This is a genomic window from Kribbella sp. NPDC056951 (assembly GCF_042674205.1).
In the GTDB taxonomy this organism is placed as follows: Bacteria; Actinomycetota; Actinomycetes; order Propionibacteriales; family Kribbellaceae; genus Kribbella; species Kribbella yunnanensis.
In genome coordinates this window covers 85820-101989 of the sequence record NZ_JBHUQZ010000019.1, presented here as the reverse complement: position 1 = coordinate 101989, position 16170 = coordinate 85820, and the positions used below count along the sequence as shown (strand labels likewise).

Here is a 16170-nt window from a genome sequence, read left to right as displayed (position 1 = left end):
TTTCAGGCAGTACGCCGGATCCGGCCGGCGTACTGTGCTTCGAGGGCGTTGTTGTGCTCGTCGCCGCCCGGGATGTTTGCGGACAGGTAGACCGGAGGGGTCTCACCCGCCGCCGTGAGCCGGCGCAGAACCTCTGCGACCAGCATTTGCGCGATCAGCGCCGCCGTGATCGAAGACACGGCACAGACCTTGCCACCCCCGGGCAGGTCCAGCACGGAGTCGCCGTACGGAGCCTGGTTGTCCAGGACGACGTCCGCGAAGTCGATGAGTTTCTTGCCGGACGGGTGGCGCGAGTCCACTCCGGCGGTGTGCTGCAGCGAGGTGATTGCGATCAGCGGGTGGCCGTTTTCCTTGACCACGTTGGCGAGTTCGACGATCGAGCCGTTCACGCCGGAGTTGGAGGCGATGACGAACACGTCGCCTTCGCGGGCGGCGGACAGTTCGTAGAGCTTGCGGCTGTACGACGGGTCGCGCTCGAGCTCGGCACTGCGCAGCAGCTCGGCCGGTTCACCGCCGAGCAGGACGAGGTCCCGCAGCGCGATCCGGTTGGTGGCGATCAGGCCGCCGGCGCGGCCGGCGATCTCCATCGCGAGTGCTTCGGAGTGTCCGGAGCCGAAGGCCTGGATGACGCCGTTCGCGCGCAATGAGGTGACGAACAGTTCGGCCGCCTGCTGGATCGGGCCGTCGATCTGCTCGGTCACGGCGGCGAGGATCGGAGTCAGCGCGTGAACAAAACTCTGCGCGCTCACTGCGGTGCTCTCCCCTGGTCCGCCCTGGTCACTGCTGGCCATCTTCCGGCCCACCCCTCAACAATCTGTTCATCGCGACACTCTTGATGCCGACAACTGCGCAAGTTTGCGGTTTGCTGGACAGAACTTTTCTCAAGTGGCAGCTAAAGTCAAGGCTCATCTCGCTACGACCCCCAGATCGGGACCGTTGTGTGACCTTGTCCATGGATGTTCATTGAGGCCTCTTTCGAGCAGTTTGGAGCATTGCGTATGTCGGTTGAACGCCCGCTGCCGGAACCTGCGGACTCAGTGGTCTTGATGCCAGCCTCGACACTGGTCCTGGGCGGTGACCTCGGTGGCACCTCGACCCGGATCGTGATCGCCGACCCTGAGGGCAACGTAGTCGGCCGAGGGGCCGCTGCCGGCGGAAACCCCACCAGCCACCCGACGACGGCCGCGGCCAACTTCGGACAGGCCCTTCACACCGCCCTGACCGGGCTCGACCCGGCCCGCGTCGGGGCCGCCGTGATCGGGGCCGCGGGCGGCTCGGCCCTCGCCGTACCGGAGGTGAAGGCCCAGTTCGACGCGGCCTGGTCAGGTGCCGGACTGGCCACCGAGGCCCAGTTCCTCGGCGATCTGGAGGTCGCTTTCGCATCCGGTACGCCGGAACCGGACGGACACGTGCTGATTTCGGGCACGGGAAGCAATGCCGGGCTCGTCGTGGACCACCGACTGGTCCGGACCGCCGGCGGGCACGGTTGGCTGCTCGGCGACGAGGGTTCCGGCTTCTGGCTGGGCCGCGAAGCCGTTCGCAGTGTGTTGCTCGCGTTCGATCTGGAGGAGCCGCTCGGGCTGCTCGGCGAATCGGTCCTGCAGGCTTTGCTGCCGGGCCACGATTCGGCGATCTTTGCGCAGCGTGATGGGTACGAAATCGTGCGTAACGACGTGATTCGGGTGGTGAACAACCGTCCACCGGTACTGCTGGCCGAACTGGCCCGCACGGTGGTCTCGTCGTACGAGCAAGGCGACAAGACCGCGCACGCCTTGGTGAAACGCGCAGCCGACCTGCTCATTGAGACGGTCGGCCGGATCAGGACAACGAAGGACACGACCCCGTTGATCCTCGCGGGCAGTGTCGCCGGTGAACAATCTCCGGTCGGACGCCTGCTCCGGGAGGCCTTTCACGAGCAGTTCGAAGGCGAGATCCTGACCGCCCGCGACGGTGTCAGCGGCGCCACCTGGCTGGCCCTCGGCGCCCTCGACCCCGCATTGGCGAACGAGGCGAACCACACCCGCTTGGTCAGTTAGGGACAACCTGTCGAGCCGAAAGGGTCGGCTCCGACGTATCGCTCACCTGGGCAGCTTCCTCTTCTTAAGGTGAGTGACATGTTCGAGACCGACCTCCGGCTGACGGACGGCCGCGCGCTGCACGTCTACGACAGCGCGCCCTGCGACGACGGCCGCCTGGCCGTCGTCACGCTCGGCGTCCCGACCGACGACCTGTACGAGGCCGGCGAGTGGCTCGGCATCCGCTGGATCTCCTGCGACCTCGCGTCCACCACCGCCGCCGACCTGGCCGCAGTCGTCGACGCAGCCTGCGTAGAAGGCTTCGCCCTGATGGGCCACGCCGAAGGCGGCGCTTTAGCCCTCCGCACCGCCGCCCTCCTCGGCGACCGCGTCGAAGCCGTAGTCACCTTCGCCAGCACCCTCCCCGCCGAGTTCGTCCTCACCGCAGTCGACGGTCCCGTCCTCCTGTGTCACGGCCTAAACGACACAGTCGTCCCACCCGCCAACAGCCGCTGGCTAGCCACCCGCCTGGCCCTCCCCACCCTCGACCTCCACCCCCACCTCGACCACACCACGATCCTCACCCAGTCCGAACCAGCCCTCGAATGGATCCGAGACCACACCGGCTGACCCCCACCTTGAGCACCCCTCAACCACGATCCGCCCACACGCGCGACTGAACCGTGCTCAACGTGGTAGGCGAGCGGCACCTTGAGCGCCCACCAACCGCTCTGCCGCCCGCACGATGGTTGGGCGGTGCTCAAGGTGCTGATCGGTGCACAAGGAGCAGCCGACCCACCTTTGGGCACGGGTCAACCAGTCGGCGCCACTTGGAGCGCGCACCAACCACCTTTCGGCTCGTACGACGGTTGAGCGGTGCTCAAGGTGGGGTATTCCAAGCAATGGCTTGACATGGGGGTCGGGTACGGCGGATATTCCAAGCATGTCTTTGGAGAAGCGGACTCGGTTGCTGGATGATCCGTTGGCTATTCGGGCGATGGCGCATCCGGTGCGGCTGGATCTGCAGAGCTTGCTGGGGCGGGAAGGGCCGATGACGGCGGCTGATGCGGCTCGGCGGTTGGGGATCAGTCAGGCGCTGGCTTCGCATCATCTGCGGCAGTTGGCGAAGTACGACTTCGTGGAGCCGGCGCCGGGGAAGGACAACCGCGAGCGGCCGTGGCGGTTGGTGTCGACTTCGCAGTCGTGGCGGGATGCTGCCCGAACTCCCGAGGGGGCGGCGGCGGCCGACGTACTGGAGCAGTTGTTGGCTGAGCGAGCGTTGGAGTCGCTGGCTCAGTGGCAGCAGCAACGCAACGACGAGGAGCCGATCTGGCGCGATCACGCCGGGATCGGCCGCAGCGGCATCTACCTGACCGGTGACGAGCTGGCCGAGCTCGTCCAGCAGATCAACAGCCTCGTCGAGCGGTACGTCGAGGAACGCCCGATCGACGATCAGTCGACCCGCCCGGTCGGCAGCCGCTATGTCTCCATCACCCAGATCGTCACCGTGGACCCGGAGGAGACGGAATGAAGGACCTGTGGGGCGTCCTCGCGCGGCAGCGCGACTACCGGCTGGTGCTCAGCGCCGGCCTGATCTCCATGACCGGCGACTGGCTACTCCGCACCGGCCTCGCCTTCCAGATCTACGTACTGACCGGATCAACACTCGCCTCGGGCGGTCTACTCCTGGCGTCGTTCGCCCCGACCGTCCTGCTCGGCTCGCTCGCCGGCGTCTTCGTCGACCGCTGGGATCAGCGCAAAACGATGATCGTGGCGAACCTCCTGAACGCCGCAGTTCTCCTTCCCCTGCTAGCGGTTCGCGGCGCCGGCACCATCTGGATCGTGTACGGCGTAGTGCTCGCCCAAGCGTGTTTGCAACAGTTCTTCCAACCGGCCGAGCAGTCGCTGATCCCGCTTCTCGTGGACTCGAAGCAACTCGTCACCGCCAACGCATTGAACAGTCAGATCCGCGACCTGTCCCGGTTGATCGGCGCCGCGATCGGCGGTGTCCTCGCCGCGACCGGCGGTCTGACACTGCTCGCGATCGCCGATGCGGTCACCTTCCTCATCGCGATCGCCCTACTCGCCGCCGTACGGCATCGGACCGAACGGATCCGCGAGATCACCGAGGCCGCCGGCGGCGCGATCCGCCGGCTGAAGACAGAGTGGACCGAGGGCTTGAAGCTCTGCGTCAGCGGATCCGGCATGCGACTGCTGTTCGTGTTCTGCCTGGTGACCGGGCTCGGCGAAGGCGTGATGAGCACCCTCTTCGCACCCTTCGTCTCCACCGAACTAGGCGGCGACGGCAAGGCCTACGGCTTGATCGTGTCCTCACAAGCAATCGGCGGCATCGTCGGCGGTCTGGTCGCCGCCGCCGTCGGCTCACGGTTGCCTGCGGCAACCATGTGGGGAGTGGGCGCGCTCCTCTTCGGCCTGATCGACCTCACGCTGTTCTGCTACCCACTCTTCTGGGACAGCCTGATCCCAGCTTTCGCCTGCATGATCGTCGTCGGCCTGCCCGGCGCCTTCGCGATCGCCGGCATGATGACCACCCTCCAGCGCCTGACCACCGACGGCACCCGCGGCCGCATCTTCGGCGCCATCATGGCCGCCGAAGGCGTGACCGTCCTGCTCGGTATCGCCGCCGCCGGCCTGCTCGGCGAGGTGGTCGGCATCATCCCGCTCCTGGTCTTCCAGGGCCTCGGGTACGTCGTCGGTGGCGCGGTAATCCTCAGTCGCCGACGGGTGCTGGAGCCTCGTCCGGAACCGGCTGCTCCCCTGCCGGTCTGACCCGGTGCACCCGGACCCGCGCGACCCGGCGACCGTCCATCTCGGTCACGGTGAGCGTGTGGTGGTCGACCTGGGCCTCCTCACCGACCGCAGGCACCTTGCCGAGCTGGGCGGCGAGGAATCCACCGACGGTTTCGTAAGGCCCGTCTGGCAGCTCAAGACCGGTCTCGTCGGCGAAGTCGTCCAGGTTCAACAGCCCGTCGACCTCCATGTCGCCGCTGCGGAACCGCGTGGTCTCGGTGGACTCCTCGTCGTACTCGTCCTTGATGTCGCCGATCAGCTCCTCGACGAGATCCTCGAGCGTGACGATGCCCGCCGTACCGCCGTACTCGTCCAGCACGATCGCGAGGTGGGTGCTGCGGCGGCGCATCTCGGTCAGCGTCGGCAGCAGCTTGGCGGTGTCCGGCAGCATCAGCACCTCACGCGCCAGGTCGCCGACCCGGACCGAACGCGACGCCACCGCCGGGTCGAACAGGTCCCGGACGTGCACGAACCCGACGATGTCGTCGGCCGAGCCGTTCATCACCGGGTACCGCGAGTGCGGGCGCTCGGCGGCGAACTTGACCGCCTTGTACGCCGGCATCTCCGCGTCCACGAAGTCGACCTCGGTCCGGGGCAGCATCAGCTCCCGCAGTTGCCGGCTGCCCGCCTCGAACACGTCGTCGACGATCCGCCGCTCCTCCTCGCCGAGCGACTCGTGCGCGGAGATGACATCGCGCAGCTCCTCGTCGGTCATCACCTCGCGGTTCGCGTTCGGATCACCGCCGAGCGCGCGGACCACGAGGTCGGTGGACTTCGAGAGCAGCCAGATCACCGGGCGGGCGCCGGAGGCGATCCGGTCCACCAGCGGGGCGAGGCCGAGCGCGAACGTCTCGGCCCGCTGCAGGGCGAGCCGCTTGGCCGCGAGCTCACCGATCACGATCGAGACATACGAGATGAGCACCGTGATCAGGACCAGCGCGACCGTCCCGGCCACGCCCTCGGGCAGCCCGAGGTCCACCAGGTGCGGCGACAAGGCGTCGGCCAGCGTCGCGCCACCGAAGGCGGCGGACAGGAAGCCCATCAGGGTCACGCCGATCTGTACGGCGGACAGGAACCGGTTCGGGTTGGCGGCCACCCGGGCCACCGTTTCGCCCCGCTTACCGCGGTGGGCGAGTGCCTTCACCTGCGACTCGCGCAGGGAGACCAGTGCCATCTCGGCGGCGGCGAACACCCCACCGATCAGCACGAAGACCAGGATCAAAACGATATTGAGGAGCGTTTCGTTCATGTCGGGGAGGTCCTAAAGCCCTCTCGTCGTATGTCGAGAGGGCGGGCGTTGGGCGTGGTCGTCCATCTCCTCAGCGTACCGGTGGGACGCACCACGATGCATGTTCGAGTTTGTTGGTTTACGATGATTAGCGTGAAGACACCCCGTGGTGCGCGCCGGACGGACACCCACCTGTCCGACGGCCGAGAGCTGATCTACTACGACCCGGCCGACACGCCGGCCCGGGTTCCGCTCGAGGACACCCGTGGCCTGCCCGCTCCGCAGCCGCAGGTCGACCTACGGACCGACCCGCTGACCGGTGACGTGATCACCTACGCGACGCACCGCAACACCCGCACCTACCTGCCGCCGGCCGACCAGTGCCCGCTGTGCGCCAGCAAGCCCGGCAACCCGACCGAGATCCCGGACCACGACTACAACGTGGCCGTCTTCGAGAACCGGTTCCCGTCGTTCGCCGGTCCCGGCCGGACCGAGGTGCTGTGCTTCACCAGCGACCACAACAGCTCGTTCACCCAGCTCTCCCAGGGTCAGGCGCGGCTGGTCGTGGACGCCTGGGCCGACCGGAACGCCGACCTCAGCGCCCGCGACGACATCGAGTACGTCTTCCCGTTCGAGAACCGCGGCCGCGAGATCGGCGTCACGCTCAGCCATCCGCACGGCCAGATCTACGGCTACCCGTTCCTCCCGCCGCGGATCCGGACCCTGATGGCCCGCGCCCGCGAGCACCAGGAAGTTGCCGGTAGCAACCTGTTCGCCGACGTCCTGGCCGCCGAGCGCAAGGAAGGCACCCGGGTCGTCGCCGAGAACGGCAACTGGACGGCGTTCGTCCCCGAGGCCGCCCGCTGGCCGGTCGAGGTGCACCTCTACCCGCACCGCCAGGTGGCCGGGATCGACGACCTGTCGATCGGTGAGCGCGACGACTTCGCCCAGCTCTACCTCGACGTACTGAACCGTTTCGACAGCCTGTACGGCGATCCGTTGCCCTACATCGCCGCCTGGCACCAGGCCCCGGTCCGGATCGACCGCGAACTCGGCTACCTTCACCTGGAAGTGCTGTCCATCCGACGGGCGGCCGACAAGATCAAGTACCTGGCCGGTTCGGAATCCGGGATGGGCGCTTTCATCAGCGACACCCGTCCGGAAGACGTGGCCGAGACTCTTCGGAAGGTGACCAGCTCGTGAGCTTCGCGGATATCTTCGGTACTGCGCCGGACGGTTCCTGGCGTGCTCCCGGACGGGTCAACCTGATCGGCGAACACACCGACTACAACGACGGTGTCGTCCTCCCGATCGCCCTGCCGGTCGAGGTCGTGGTGCACGCTTCGGCGCGAGCTGACGGCCGGATCGCGGTGTCATCCGTCGGGCACGATGCGGTCATCGAGTTCGCAATTGACGAGCTGGCGCCGCACTCCGTCGACGGCTGGGCGGCGTACCCGGCCGGCGCGGCCTGGATCCTGCGCGAGTCGGGCTACCCGATCGGCGGCGCGAACCTGCTCTTCGATTCCGACGTCCCGACCGGCGCGGGCCTGTCGTCGTCGGCGGCACTGCTGTGTGCCACGTTTGTTGCTTTGCTGGGTCTGGCCGAGGTCGAGGTCGAGCCGGCCGAGGTTGCGCGACTCGCGCAGCGCGCCGAGAACCAGTACGTCGGTGCGCCGGTCGGCCTGATGGATCAGACCGCCTCGATGTGCTGCACGGCCGGGCACGCGCTGGCGTTCGACATCCGCTCCGGCTCGTTGGACCAGATCCCGTTCGACCCTTCGGCTGACGGGCTGACGCTGCTCGTGGTCGACGTGAAGGCGCCGCATCGGCACGCCGATGGTGAGTACGCCGCACGTCGGCAGAGCTGCGAACGCGCGGCGGCCCAACTCGGCGTACCGGCTCTGCGTTCGGTTTCTGTTGATGAGCTGGATGCTGCGCTGGCGAAGCTCGACGACGAAGTGGATCGTCGCCGGGTTCGGCACGTGGTGACGGAGATCAAGCGGACCGAGGACGCGATCGCGTTGATGAAGGCCGGCCGACTGCGTGACGTCGGACCGCTGTTCAACGCCTCGCATGCATCGCTGCGCGACGACTTCGAGATCACCGTTCCGGAACTCGACGTCGCCGTCGACACCGCACTCGCCGCAGGTGCTGTTGGAGCCCGGATGACCGGTGGTGGTTTCGGCGGTTGCATCATCGCGCTGACCGCTTCCGATGAGGCCGACGCCGTACTGTCCGCCATCGAGAAAGCCTTTGCTGAGAAGGGTTTCACGGCCCCTAGTGCACTCGCCGCAACGCCTTCTGACGGTGCGTCGAGAATCAACTGATTGACCTCCTGCCCCAAGGTGCAGAACTGCCTTTGAGGACTGTGCAGCCCTTGCCTCCAGGCGTACTTTTCCCTTAAGGGGAAAGTACAATTTGGGGGAAGTGGGGTGGGGGCGATGGCGCTGCCTTTGCCTGCCGGAAAACTCAAGGTAGGAACCGGTTGGCGTTATTCCAGCGGCGGTAAGCACGCCGCCTTCGACTACCCGGTGGCGACCGGTACGACGGTCTTCGCGGTCCAGGACGGTATCGTCCTGGCCTGCAACGACGGCGTGACGAACAAACCGCAACCGGGCGTCCAGGGCGCAGATTCGAACTGGGTCCTGCTGGGCATCAGGCACGCCGGCAAGAAGGCCAGCGTCCTGTACCAGCACCTGTCACCCGGATTGCAGGTGAAGAAGGGCGAACAGGTCAAAGCCGGCGACCCGCTCGGCAAGTCCGGCTCCTCAGGCAACGCCACCGGCCCCCACCTGCACCTGGCAGCCATGTGGGGCCACCGCACAGCCAACAGCCGCTACGACTACCTGATCAACATCGGCGCGAACGAAAAAGCCCCCAAGAAGGGCACCGCAGCCAACGAGATCTGCATCTTCCCGCCCGACCAGGTCTACACCGGCAAACCAGCCGAGCGAAACCCGTTCGCCGGCGGCGATGTCTTCCTGGACAAGCTCAAGTTCGGCGTCAAACAGTCCGACAGCGTGAAGCGCCTGCAATTCGTCCTGAACCACATCAAACTGGTCAGCGGCCGCACCCTCGCCGTCAGCGGCAACTACGACATCAACACCAAGAACGAAGCCACCAAGTGGCAGATCCAAATCGACAAGTGCAAACCCGGCACCCCAGCCGCCGACGGCAACATCGGCCCCAAACAAGCCGAAAAACTCTTCGGCCCGCAATACATCCTGAAGGCGCACTCCTAACAGCCCTCACCCAGCCCGCAGCGATCCCCCCTCGCTGCGGGCACACTCGCGCGCGCCTAGCCCTCGCTCCGAGCACGCCCACTCCTACGTCGCGTGCTCCGCTCGTGCGCCCCTCCCACGCGGCTACCGCCGCTTCCCTGCGAGAACACTTCCGCCGACCGCACATTCGCAACCGCCGCCGCTAAGCCCGCTCCTACGTCGCGTGCACGCGGCTTGCTGAACCGGATTGCGTGGGTTTGGCGCGCGCCGCTTTAAGACACGCCCATCGTTGTGTACGTGGGGGCAACCGTCCTTCGTGGAACAACTGGACAAGGCACAAGTAGATCCGCCAGATGTCTCGGGAGAGCAGTCGCTGAGTGGAGTTGCCTGCGAGAACGTGATCTTCGAGGATTGCAGGCTCGACTACGCGACGTTCGACACGGTGCGGACGGCCGGTGCACTGGGGTTCGTGAACTGCTCGATGCGCGAAACAAGCCTGGTTGGCTGTCGGTGGGACAAGGCTGTCATCGACGGCTGCCGATTGTCGGGGCTGGAACTGGATCATTGCGATCTGCGGGGGTCCGACCTGCGGGGTAATTCGCTGGCGACGGTCCGAGGTGTCGGCTCGCTGCGCGGCGTCACCTTGACGGCAGATCAGTTGGCCGACTTGACCGCGGCATTGGTGGCCGACCTCGGGATTCGGATCGCCCGTCCCTGAATCGAACGGACGCAATGTGTGGGTGGCGCGGACGTGCGCCACTCATCAACTGCGGTTTTCGAGTGGCTCCAAGCGTGGAGCTCGCCGATGCAAGGGGGTTGATGAGTGGGGGCGGTCCGCCTGCGGCTGAGGATCAACCCGTTTGCCCCGCAACGCGATTGCCCGAATCCGCAGGTCGATGCCGGGTCGCAGTCTCCACGCCATCCAGTTCAGCAAGCCGCGTGCACGCGACGCAGGAGCGGGCTTAGCGGCGGCGGTTGCGAATGTGCGGTCGGCGGAAGTGTTCTCGCAGGAAGCGGCGGTAGCCGCGTGGGAGGGGTGGGTGGGGCGCACGAGCGGAGCACGCGACGTAGGAGCGCGCGTGCTCGGAGCGAGGGGTGGACCGCCAGCGACCGCCTCTTCAACCGCGGTTGGACGGGGATGCGGGTTCGGTCAGGAGGTGATTACTAGTTCGCAGCCTGTGTCTCGCATGGCTTTGCGGGCGCCGGCCGACAGACCGCCGTCGGTGACTATGACGTCCAGGTCGGCCCAGGTGGCGAAGGTGCTGAGGCCTACGGTGCCCCACTTGGTGTGGTCGGCTACTACGACGACTTCGCGGCTGGCGGCGATGAAGGAGCGGTTGGTTTCGGCTTCCATCAGGTTCGGGGTGCTGAGGCCGTGTTCGGCGTCTACGCCGTGGGCGCCGAGGAAGAGTAGGTCTAGGTGGAGGGAGCCTAGGGCGGCGGTGGCGATCGGGCCGACCAAAGCGTCCGATGGTGTGCGGATGCCGCCGATCAGTACGACGGTTCGGTCGGAGCGCGAGTTGCCGTGGAAGACGTCGGCGATGCGGGCCGAGTTCGTGACAACCGTCAAGTTCTCGACGCGGAGCAACTGCCGGGCGAGCGCGTAGGTCGTCGTACCGGCGCCGATGCCGATGGCGCTGTCGGGTTGGACGCGGCCGGCTGCTTCGGCGGCGATGGCTTGTTTGGCGGCGGACTCCTGGGTGAGTTTGGCGTCGAACCCGGGCTCGTGGGCGCTGCGGAGGCCGACTGAGGTCGCGCCGCCGTGGACCTTGTGGAGGAGGCCGCTGGAGTCGAGGGCGTCCAGGTCGCGCCGGATCGTCATGTCCGACACGCCGAAGCGTTCGACCAGTTCGGCGACCGTGATCGCGCCGCGACTGTTGACCTCGGCAACGATTGTGGCCTGTCGTTGCGCGGCCAGCTGTCCACCCCGGCCGCGTTGCGGCTCCGCTCCGGCTGCATTCACGTGCCAAGACTAAACGGAGTTCGGCGCGCTGTCAGGGAAATGACGTTGCCGCGGCGGTGGCAGCTTGTCACCCTGAAGCATGCGATTCCCCGACGACGTGCCCGTGCTGACCGCCGATTCGATCACTTTGCGTGCGCACACGCCTGCTGACGCCGACGCGGTCTACGAGATGTGCCAGGACCCGGTCATGCAGCGCTGGACCACGATTCCGGTGCCGTACTCGCACGCCGACGCCGTCTCCTTCCTCACCGAACTGGTCCCTAATGGCTGGCGCGACGAGAACGGCTCGCGGCACTGGGCGATCGACGTGGACGGGCGGTTCGCCGGGACGATCAGCCTGCACGACATCTCCGGTGGTGTCGGCGAGATCGGTTTCGCGATCGCTCCGTGGGCACGCGGCGCGGGCGCGATGACGCGTGCGGTCAAGCTGGTCGTGCGACACGTCTTCGACGACCTGAACTGGGACCGGGTGATCTGGCGGGCTCACGTCGGCAACTGGGGTTCACGCCGGGTCGCCTGGAAGGCCGGGTTCCGCGGACTGGTCGTCGTACCGGGTGCTGCCCAGGCGCGTGGCGTCCGGTACGACGAATGGGTGGCAACCGTCGGCCGCGATGACGAACTGGAGCCGCAGGGCAACTGGTGGACGGTACCGGAGTTCGGCGGTGGCACGTTCCGCATGCGGGCGCCTCGGCCCGATGACGCCAAGCGGGTCCAGGAAGCCTGCAGCGACGAGCGGACGCAGTACTGGCTGGCGGGCCTCCCGTCGCCGTACGAGTTGCACCACGCGGAAGGGTTCATCGAGAGCCGGAACGAAGCACGGGCTTCGGGTGAAGGCGTGTCGTGGGTGATCGCGGATCCGGGCACCGACGAGCTGATCGGCAACGTCAGCATCTTCGGCATGAACGACCGGCTGAACACGCGACCCGGCGAGATCGGGTACTGGATGCACCCATCTGGCCGCGGCAAGAACGTGATGACGAACGCGGTCCGGCTGGTGATCGAACACGCCTTCACACCGATCGAGAAGGGTGGTCTCGGACGCCGTCGGCTGACCCTGCTCGCCGCGGTCGAGAACACCGCGTCCGCCCATGTTGCCGAGGCCAACGGCTTCAACAAGGTCGGCATCGGGCGCGCCGGGGCACCCGGCCGGGACGGGCGCTGGGACGACGACTACATCTTCGATCTGCTGCCCACCGACCCCCGTCCGTGACCGGTTCGGGACGGCGAGTTTGTGTCATGCGACACCGTTCCCCTCGCCGTCTCGGCATTCGGCTGGTTGAATCGACTGGTGAGAGATCGTGAGGAGCTCGTCCGCCGCTGGCAGGCCGGGTGGTCCGTCTCGAGGGGCTGGACGACGGTTGAGGATGATCTGGACGGCATATTGACCGTCCGCGCGGGTGAGGAGAACCGCGCCATGGAGTACGTCGTCCTGGACGCGGACGACAAACCCGAGCGGGTCGAGCGAGCCGCCGAGCTGGCCTTGGCCGCGCCCGGTGGTCGCGGGGCCGGCTGGATCACCCTGGCGACCGACGACAAGGAAGCCCGGATCGAGCAGCTCGAGGACCTCGGTCTGGAGGTGCAGCGCGACCAGGACTGGTTGATGACGATCCAGTTGTCGGAGCAGCCTGCCCTCAAGCTGCACGAGCGGTACGCGCTGCACACCGAGCTCGAGGACGACCTGATCATCACCCGTGCCACGTTGCACGGCGGGGTCGTGTCGAGCGGCCGGATGGCGGTCGTAGGGCCGGATGCCGTCGCGGACCGGATCGAGACCGACCCGGCGCACCGGCGGCGCGGACTCGGCAGTGCGGTGATGGCCTCGCTGGTCGAGACCGCCGCGGCCCAGGGCGCCAAGCGCGGCATCCTGATCGCGTCGATCGACGGTCTCCGGCTGTATCGCAGCCTGGGCTGGAAGGTCATTGCCGACGTGGTCACGGCACGCTGCTAGACCAGTTCTGATTGTCAGACATCCGTTAAGGCCGGTCTCCGGAGGAGTCAGGCAACGATCGGGTGGGCAAGGCTGCTCACCATGACGAACCCCCGACGGTCGCGGCGTTCCCGTGTGGCCGGTCCACTGCTCGCTTCCCTGTCCGCGCTGGTCGTGCTCACAGGGATCGGGTGGTTCGTACTGCGGGATGTGGACGGTCAGAAGGTGACGGGCCAGGAGGAGCCGCTGACTGCGGTCTCCACGCCGGTCGATGACGCATCGGTCACTCCGACCCCGATCCGGCCGACCAGTCCGTCCGCGACACCACGCCGTACGGCGTCTGTCACCCCCACGCCGACTCCCGCGAAAACGGTCAAGCCGACACCGACCCGGTCGAGTACGGCGCCGAGTCGCGAAGGCACGCGGAAGCCGACCACTACGCCGAGCCACACCGCGACCCCGCGGGCGTCGAAGCCGACGAAGTCGACCACGACGATCGCCTCCGGTAGTCCCGAGGCTCAGGTGCTCACGTTGACCAACGCCGAGCGGAAGAAGAACGGATGCGGTGCACTGCGGACGAACAGCGCGTTGGCGAAGGCCGCCGAGGCGCATGCGTCGGACATGGTGGTCAACCACTACTTCGCGCACAACAGCCAGGACGGGCGGACGCCGTTCGCCCGGATGAAGGCCGCCGGCTTCCAGGGCGGCGCGATGGCCGAGAACATCGCTGTCGGTTACACCAGTCCGGCGGCGGTCGTTAAGGGCTGGATGAACAGCCCGGGACACCGGGCCAACATCCTGAACTGTGACTACACAATGCTCGGTGTCGGTTACTCCTCGGGACAGGTGAAACCCGAATGGGGCAAGGGATCCTGGGTCCAGGACTTCGGTGGCTGACCGCAACCTTCGGGGAGTGTGCTGTGAATCTTCAGAGATGGTTAAGGCGGGTCGCGGAACTGTAACGGTGACCCGGCGTATCGGTTAAGGTCGCTGTTCGGTAACCAGGGGGGACCTGGAAGGACCGAGGGGAACGACGCAGTACTCGGCACGACGCACACGAAGAGGATTCGCCCACCCATGACGGATGCGCCAACCCCCCGGCGGCACCGCGGTACCCGACGCGCGCAGAAGAACAAACGCGGCCTGGTCGGCCCGATCGTCAGCGCATTGTCGGTGCTCGTTGCCATCGGCCCGGTGATCTATCTGATGTCGCGGGACAACTCGACCGTCAGCGACGCGACCAAGGTTCTGAACGTCTCCGAGGACACCCGGGACGACTCCGGTGCTTCACTCGTCGACGGCGCGCACAGCGTCCCGCTGAAGACCGTCACCAAGACGCTGGCCAACGGCAAGGTCACCACCGCCGTCATCGGCGCCGGTGCGAACGGCACGTCGACGACCTCGACGCCGGGCACCACCGGTACGCCGGGAGTCACCCCGACCGGTACACCGTCGAACACGCTGACGACGCCGACCGCGCCGACCACCGGCGTCACCACGGTCACCGTCACCCCGGGCAAGCCGCGGACGACCGAAGGGAAGCCGGGTAAGCCGAAGCCGCCGCCCCGGCCGACCCCGACGAAGACCACGACCAGCAAGCCGCCGAGCAACACGCCTGAGCCGCCGCCCACGAACGACGGTGGTGGGACCAACGCGCAGGAGCGCGAGGTGCTCGAGCTGACCAACCAGGTCCGCCAGCAGAACGGCTGCGGCCCGCTGCGGCTGAACAGCGCCCTCGTCGAGGCAGCCGGCCGGCACGCCTCCGACATGGTCCGCCGGCACTACATGGACCACACCAACCCCGAAGGCCAGGACCCGGGCGACCGGATGCGCGCCGCCGGGTACGACGGTGGCAGCTGGGGCGAGAACATCGCGGCCGGATACCCGACCGCACAGAAGGTGGTCGCTGCCTGGATGAAGAGCGAAGGCCACCGGGCGAACATCCTGAACTGCAAGTTCAACCTGCTCGGCGTCGGCTACGACCCCGGACGCGTCAAGTCCGACTGGGGCCCCGGAAGCTGGGTGCAGGACTTCGGCCGCAGCTAGGCCGTCGTACAGGTTGTCATTGTGTCGAAGGCACCGACAGTGGCGAAGACGTTGTTCGAATGCCACAACGTCCGGCAGATTTCCGGCCGGTCACGGCGGGTAGATCCGTCCTTGTCGCACCGTCCACGCTCTACCGAGCCGGACGCGACGACTGATGAGGCACGTCTTGGGGGCGAGACAGTGAAGGGAACAACGACATAATGTCGTCCGATTCCGGCAGTGGCCGGCAGAAACCACGCAGGAAGGCGACGCGTGCCCGGGGCTCCCGGCCGAACGCCCCGGAACCGGCACCCACGCCCCCACCCGAACCACCCCGCTACGCCCCGCGAGGCGGCGAGTCCCCCTTCTGGGCCAACGCCCAGCCCCGCACCGACAGCCAAGCCTGGGCCGACACCCAAGCCCACCTGGAGGCCCGCACCCGCACCGACTCCACCCCGCAGTACGCACCTCGCGGTGGGGACGCGTTCGGCGGCACGAGCCGGCTCGGGAGTGATGACGCCTTCGCCGGTCCCACGCGTTCTGGTGCCGGCACCGAGCCGCTCGGGACGAGTGCAGCGGACAGCACAAGCTCACGCGGCTGGGTCACCCAGTCCGCCGCCCCCACGCCGGCACCGGCCCCCGAGCCCGCCCCGACCCGTCGATCCCGCCAATCGACGCCGGCCGAGGACCTCGCAGGTCTAGGCGCCTGGGCCACCACACCCCCCGAGCGCCCAACCGCCAACCCCGCGCAAACCGCTTCCACCTGGAGCGAGTCCGCCTCCCTCGGGTCCCCCCGGACCGAGTCGACACCGAGCGCAACTCCCCTAACCCAGCCCACCCCCAGCCGACTCGACGCCACACCCACCGCCTCCACCTGGAGCGAATCCGCCTCCCTCGGGTCCCCCCGGACCGAGTCGACACCGAGCGCAACTCCCCTGACCCAGCCCACCCCCAGCCGACTCGACGCCACACCCACCGCC

15 protein-coding genes are annotated in these 16170 nt (G+C 67.4%); 12 read left to right on the top strand and 3 right to left on the bottom strand.

Translation table 11 applies throughout. The features are described 5' to 3' along the window. Positions 1-2: 2 nt before the first annotated feature. Positions 3-791, bottom strand: a complete 789-nt coding sequence (locus tag ACFTSF_RS40050; protein ID WP_344156783.1) for an SIS domain-containing protein — start codon at positions 789-791, stop codon at positions 3-5. 255 nt (positions 792-1046) lie between these two features. Here ACFTSF_RS40050 and ACFTSF_RS40045 point away from each other — a divergent pair, with 255 nt between their 5' ends. From ACFTSF_RS40045 to ACFTSF_RS40030, 4 genes are all read left to right on the top strand, one after another. Next, complete coding sequence (locus ACFTSF_RS40045; protein WP_380160656.1) at positions 1047-2036, top strand: N-acetylglucosamine kinase; 990 nt, start codon at positions 1047-1049, stop codon at positions 2034-2036. Positions 2037-2114: 78 nt separating this feature from the next. Beyond that, a complete protein-coding gene (locus ACFTSF_RS40040) occupies positions 2115-2645 on the top strand; it encodes a dienelactone hydrolase family protein (protein ID WP_380160654.1) in 531 nt (176 codons plus the stop codon). Positions 2646-2958: 313 nt separating this feature from the next. Then, the gene (locus ACFTSF_RS40035) at positions 2959-3546 is read left to right on the top strand and encodes an ArsR/SmtB family transcription factor (RefSeq protein ID WP_380160652.1); all 588 of its coding nucleotides are present in this window, start codon (positions 2959-2961) and stop codon (positions 3544-3546) included. After that, the gene (locus tag ACFTSF_RS40030) at positions 3543-4805 is read left to right on the top strand and encodes an MFS transporter (protein WP_380160650.1); all 1263 of its coding nucleotides are present in this window, start codon (positions 3543-3545) and stop codon (positions 4803-4805) included. The genes ACFTSF_RS40035 and ACFTSF_RS40030 overlap by 4 nt, the downstream gene beginning before the upstream one ends. Here the strand turns inward: ACFTSF_RS40030 and ACFTSF_RS40025 are convergent. Continuing rightward, entirely contained in the window at positions 4747-6075 is a 1329-nt protein-coding gene (locus ACFTSF_RS40025; RefSeq protein WP_380160648.1) for a hemolysin family protein, read from the bottom strand. The two genes, ACFTSF_RS40030 and ACFTSF_RS40025, sit on opposite strands and share 59 nt — an antisense overlap. 132 nt (positions 6076-6207) lie before the next feature. On the opposite strand from ACFTSF_RS40025, the gene galT reads away from it, so the two are divergent. The 4 genes from galT (at position 6208) to ACFTSF_RS40005 (ending at position 9993) form a co-directional block, all read left to right on the top strand. Continuing rightward, the gene (galT, locus tag ACFTSF_RS40020) at positions 6208-7257 is read left to right on the top strand and encodes a galactose-1-phosphate uridylyltransferase (protein WP_380160646.1); all 1050 of its coding nucleotides are present in this window, start codon (positions 6208-6210) and stop codon (positions 7255-7257) included. After that, positions 7254-8381: a galactokinase gene (galK, locus tag ACFTSF_RS40015; RefSeq protein ID WP_380160645.1), complete on the top strand. Its 1128-nt coding sequence runs from the start codon at positions 7254-7256 to the stop codon at positions 8379-8381. The genes galT and galK overlap by 4 nt, the downstream gene beginning before the upstream one ends. A 114-nt stretch (positions 8382-8495) precedes the next feature. Further along, positions 8496-9296, top strand: coding sequence for a M23 family metallopeptidase (locus tag ACFTSF_RS40010; RefSeq protein WP_380160644.1), 801 nt, complete (start codon positions 8496-8498; stop codon positions 9294-9296). Between the two features lie 295 nt (positions 9297-9591). Next, positions 9592-9993: a pentapeptide repeat-containing protein gene (locus ACFTSF_RS40005; protein ID WP_380160642.1), complete on the top strand. Its 402-nt coding sequence runs from the start codon at positions 9592-9594 to the stop codon at positions 9991-9993. 432 nt (positions 9994-10425) lie between these two features. Here the strand turns inward: ACFTSF_RS40005 and ACFTSF_RS40000 are convergent, their stop codons facing one another. Continuing rightward, positions 10426-11238: a DeoR/GlpR family DNA-binding transcription regulator gene (locus ACFTSF_RS40000; protein WP_380160640.1), complete on the bottom strand. Its 813-nt coding sequence runs from the start codon at positions 11236-11238 to the stop codon at positions 10426-10428. Between the two features lie 79 nt (positions 11239-11317). Here ACFTSF_RS40000 and ACFTSF_RS39995 point away from each other — a divergent pair, with 79 nt between their 5' ends. The 4 genes from ACFTSF_RS39995 to ACFTSF_RS39980 all read left to right on the top strand — a co-directional run bounded on the left by ACFTSF_RS39995 (position 11318) and on the right by ACFTSF_RS39980 (position 15211). Beyond that, complete coding sequence (locus ACFTSF_RS39995) at positions 11318-12448, top strand: GNAT family N-acetyltransferase (protein ID WP_380160638.1); 1131 nt, start codon at positions 11318-11320, stop codon at positions 12446-12448. A gap of 78 nt (positions 12449-12526) precedes the next feature. Continuing rightward, complete coding sequence (locus tag ACFTSF_RS39990; protein WP_132404878.1) at positions 12527-13186, top strand: GNAT family N-acetyltransferase; 660 nt, start codon at positions 12527-12529, stop codon at positions 13184-13186. An 81-nt stretch (positions 13187-13267) separates the two neighbouring features. Next, on the top strand, positions 13268-14062 hold the full coding sequence (locus ACFTSF_RS39985) for a CAP domain-containing protein (RefSeq protein ID WP_380160636.1): 795 nt from the start codon (positions 13268-13270) through the stop codon (positions 14060-14062). 180 nt (positions 14063-14242) lie between these two features. Beyond that, positions 14243-15211 carry a CAP domain-containing protein gene (locus tag ACFTSF_RS39980; RefSeq protein WP_344156742.1) on the top strand — a complete coding sequence of 323 codons (969 nt, stop codon included), beginning with the start codon at positions 14243-14245 and terminating at the stop codon, positions 15209-15211. The last annotated feature ends 959 nt before the right edge of the window (positions 15212-16170 follow it).

Bases quoted from the DNA above. Each gene is read 5' to 3' on its own strand.
- ACFTSF_RS40030 (WP_380160650.1), top strand. From the start codon at position 3,543: ATGAAGGACCTGTGGGGCGTCCTCGCGCGGCAGCGCGACTACCGGCTG.
- ACFTSF_RS39995 (WP_380160638.1), top strand. From the start codon at position 11,318: ATGCGATTCCCCGACGACGTGCCCGTGCTGACCGCCGATTCGATCACT.
- ACFTSF_RS40040 (WP_380160654.1), top strand. From the start codon at position 2,115: ATGTTCGAGACCGACCTCCGGCTGACGGACGGCCGCGCGCTGCACGTC.
- ACFTSF_RS39985 (WP_380160636.1), top strand. From the start codon at position 13,268: ATGACGAACCCCCGACGGTCGCGGCGTTCCCGTGTGGCCGGTCCACTG.
- ACFTSF_RS40010 (WP_380160644.1), top strand. From the start codon at position 8,496: ATGGCGCTGCCTTTGCCTGCCGGAAAACTCAAGGTAGGAACCGGTTGG.
- ACFTSF_RS40025 (WP_380160648.1), bottom strand. From the start codon at position 6,075: ATGAACGAAACGCTCCTCAATATCGTTTTGATCCTGGTCTTCGTGCTG.
- ACFTSF_RS40035 (WP_380160652.1), top strand. From the start codon at position 2,959: ATGTCTTTGGAGAAGCGGACTCGGTTGCTGGATGATCCGTTGGCTATT.
- ACFTSF_RS39980 (WP_344156742.1), top strand. From the start codon at position 14,243: ATGACGGATGCGCCAACCCCCCGGCGGCACCGCGGTACCCGACGCGCG.
- ACFTSF_RS40050 (WP_344156783.1), bottom strand. From the start codon at position 791: ATGGCCAGCAGTGACCAGGGCGGACCAGGGGAGAGCACCGCAGTGAGC.
- ACFTSF_RS40045 (WP_380160656.1), top strand. From the start codon at position 1,047: ATGCCAGCCTCGACACTGGTCCTGGGCGGTGACCTCGGTGGCACCTCG.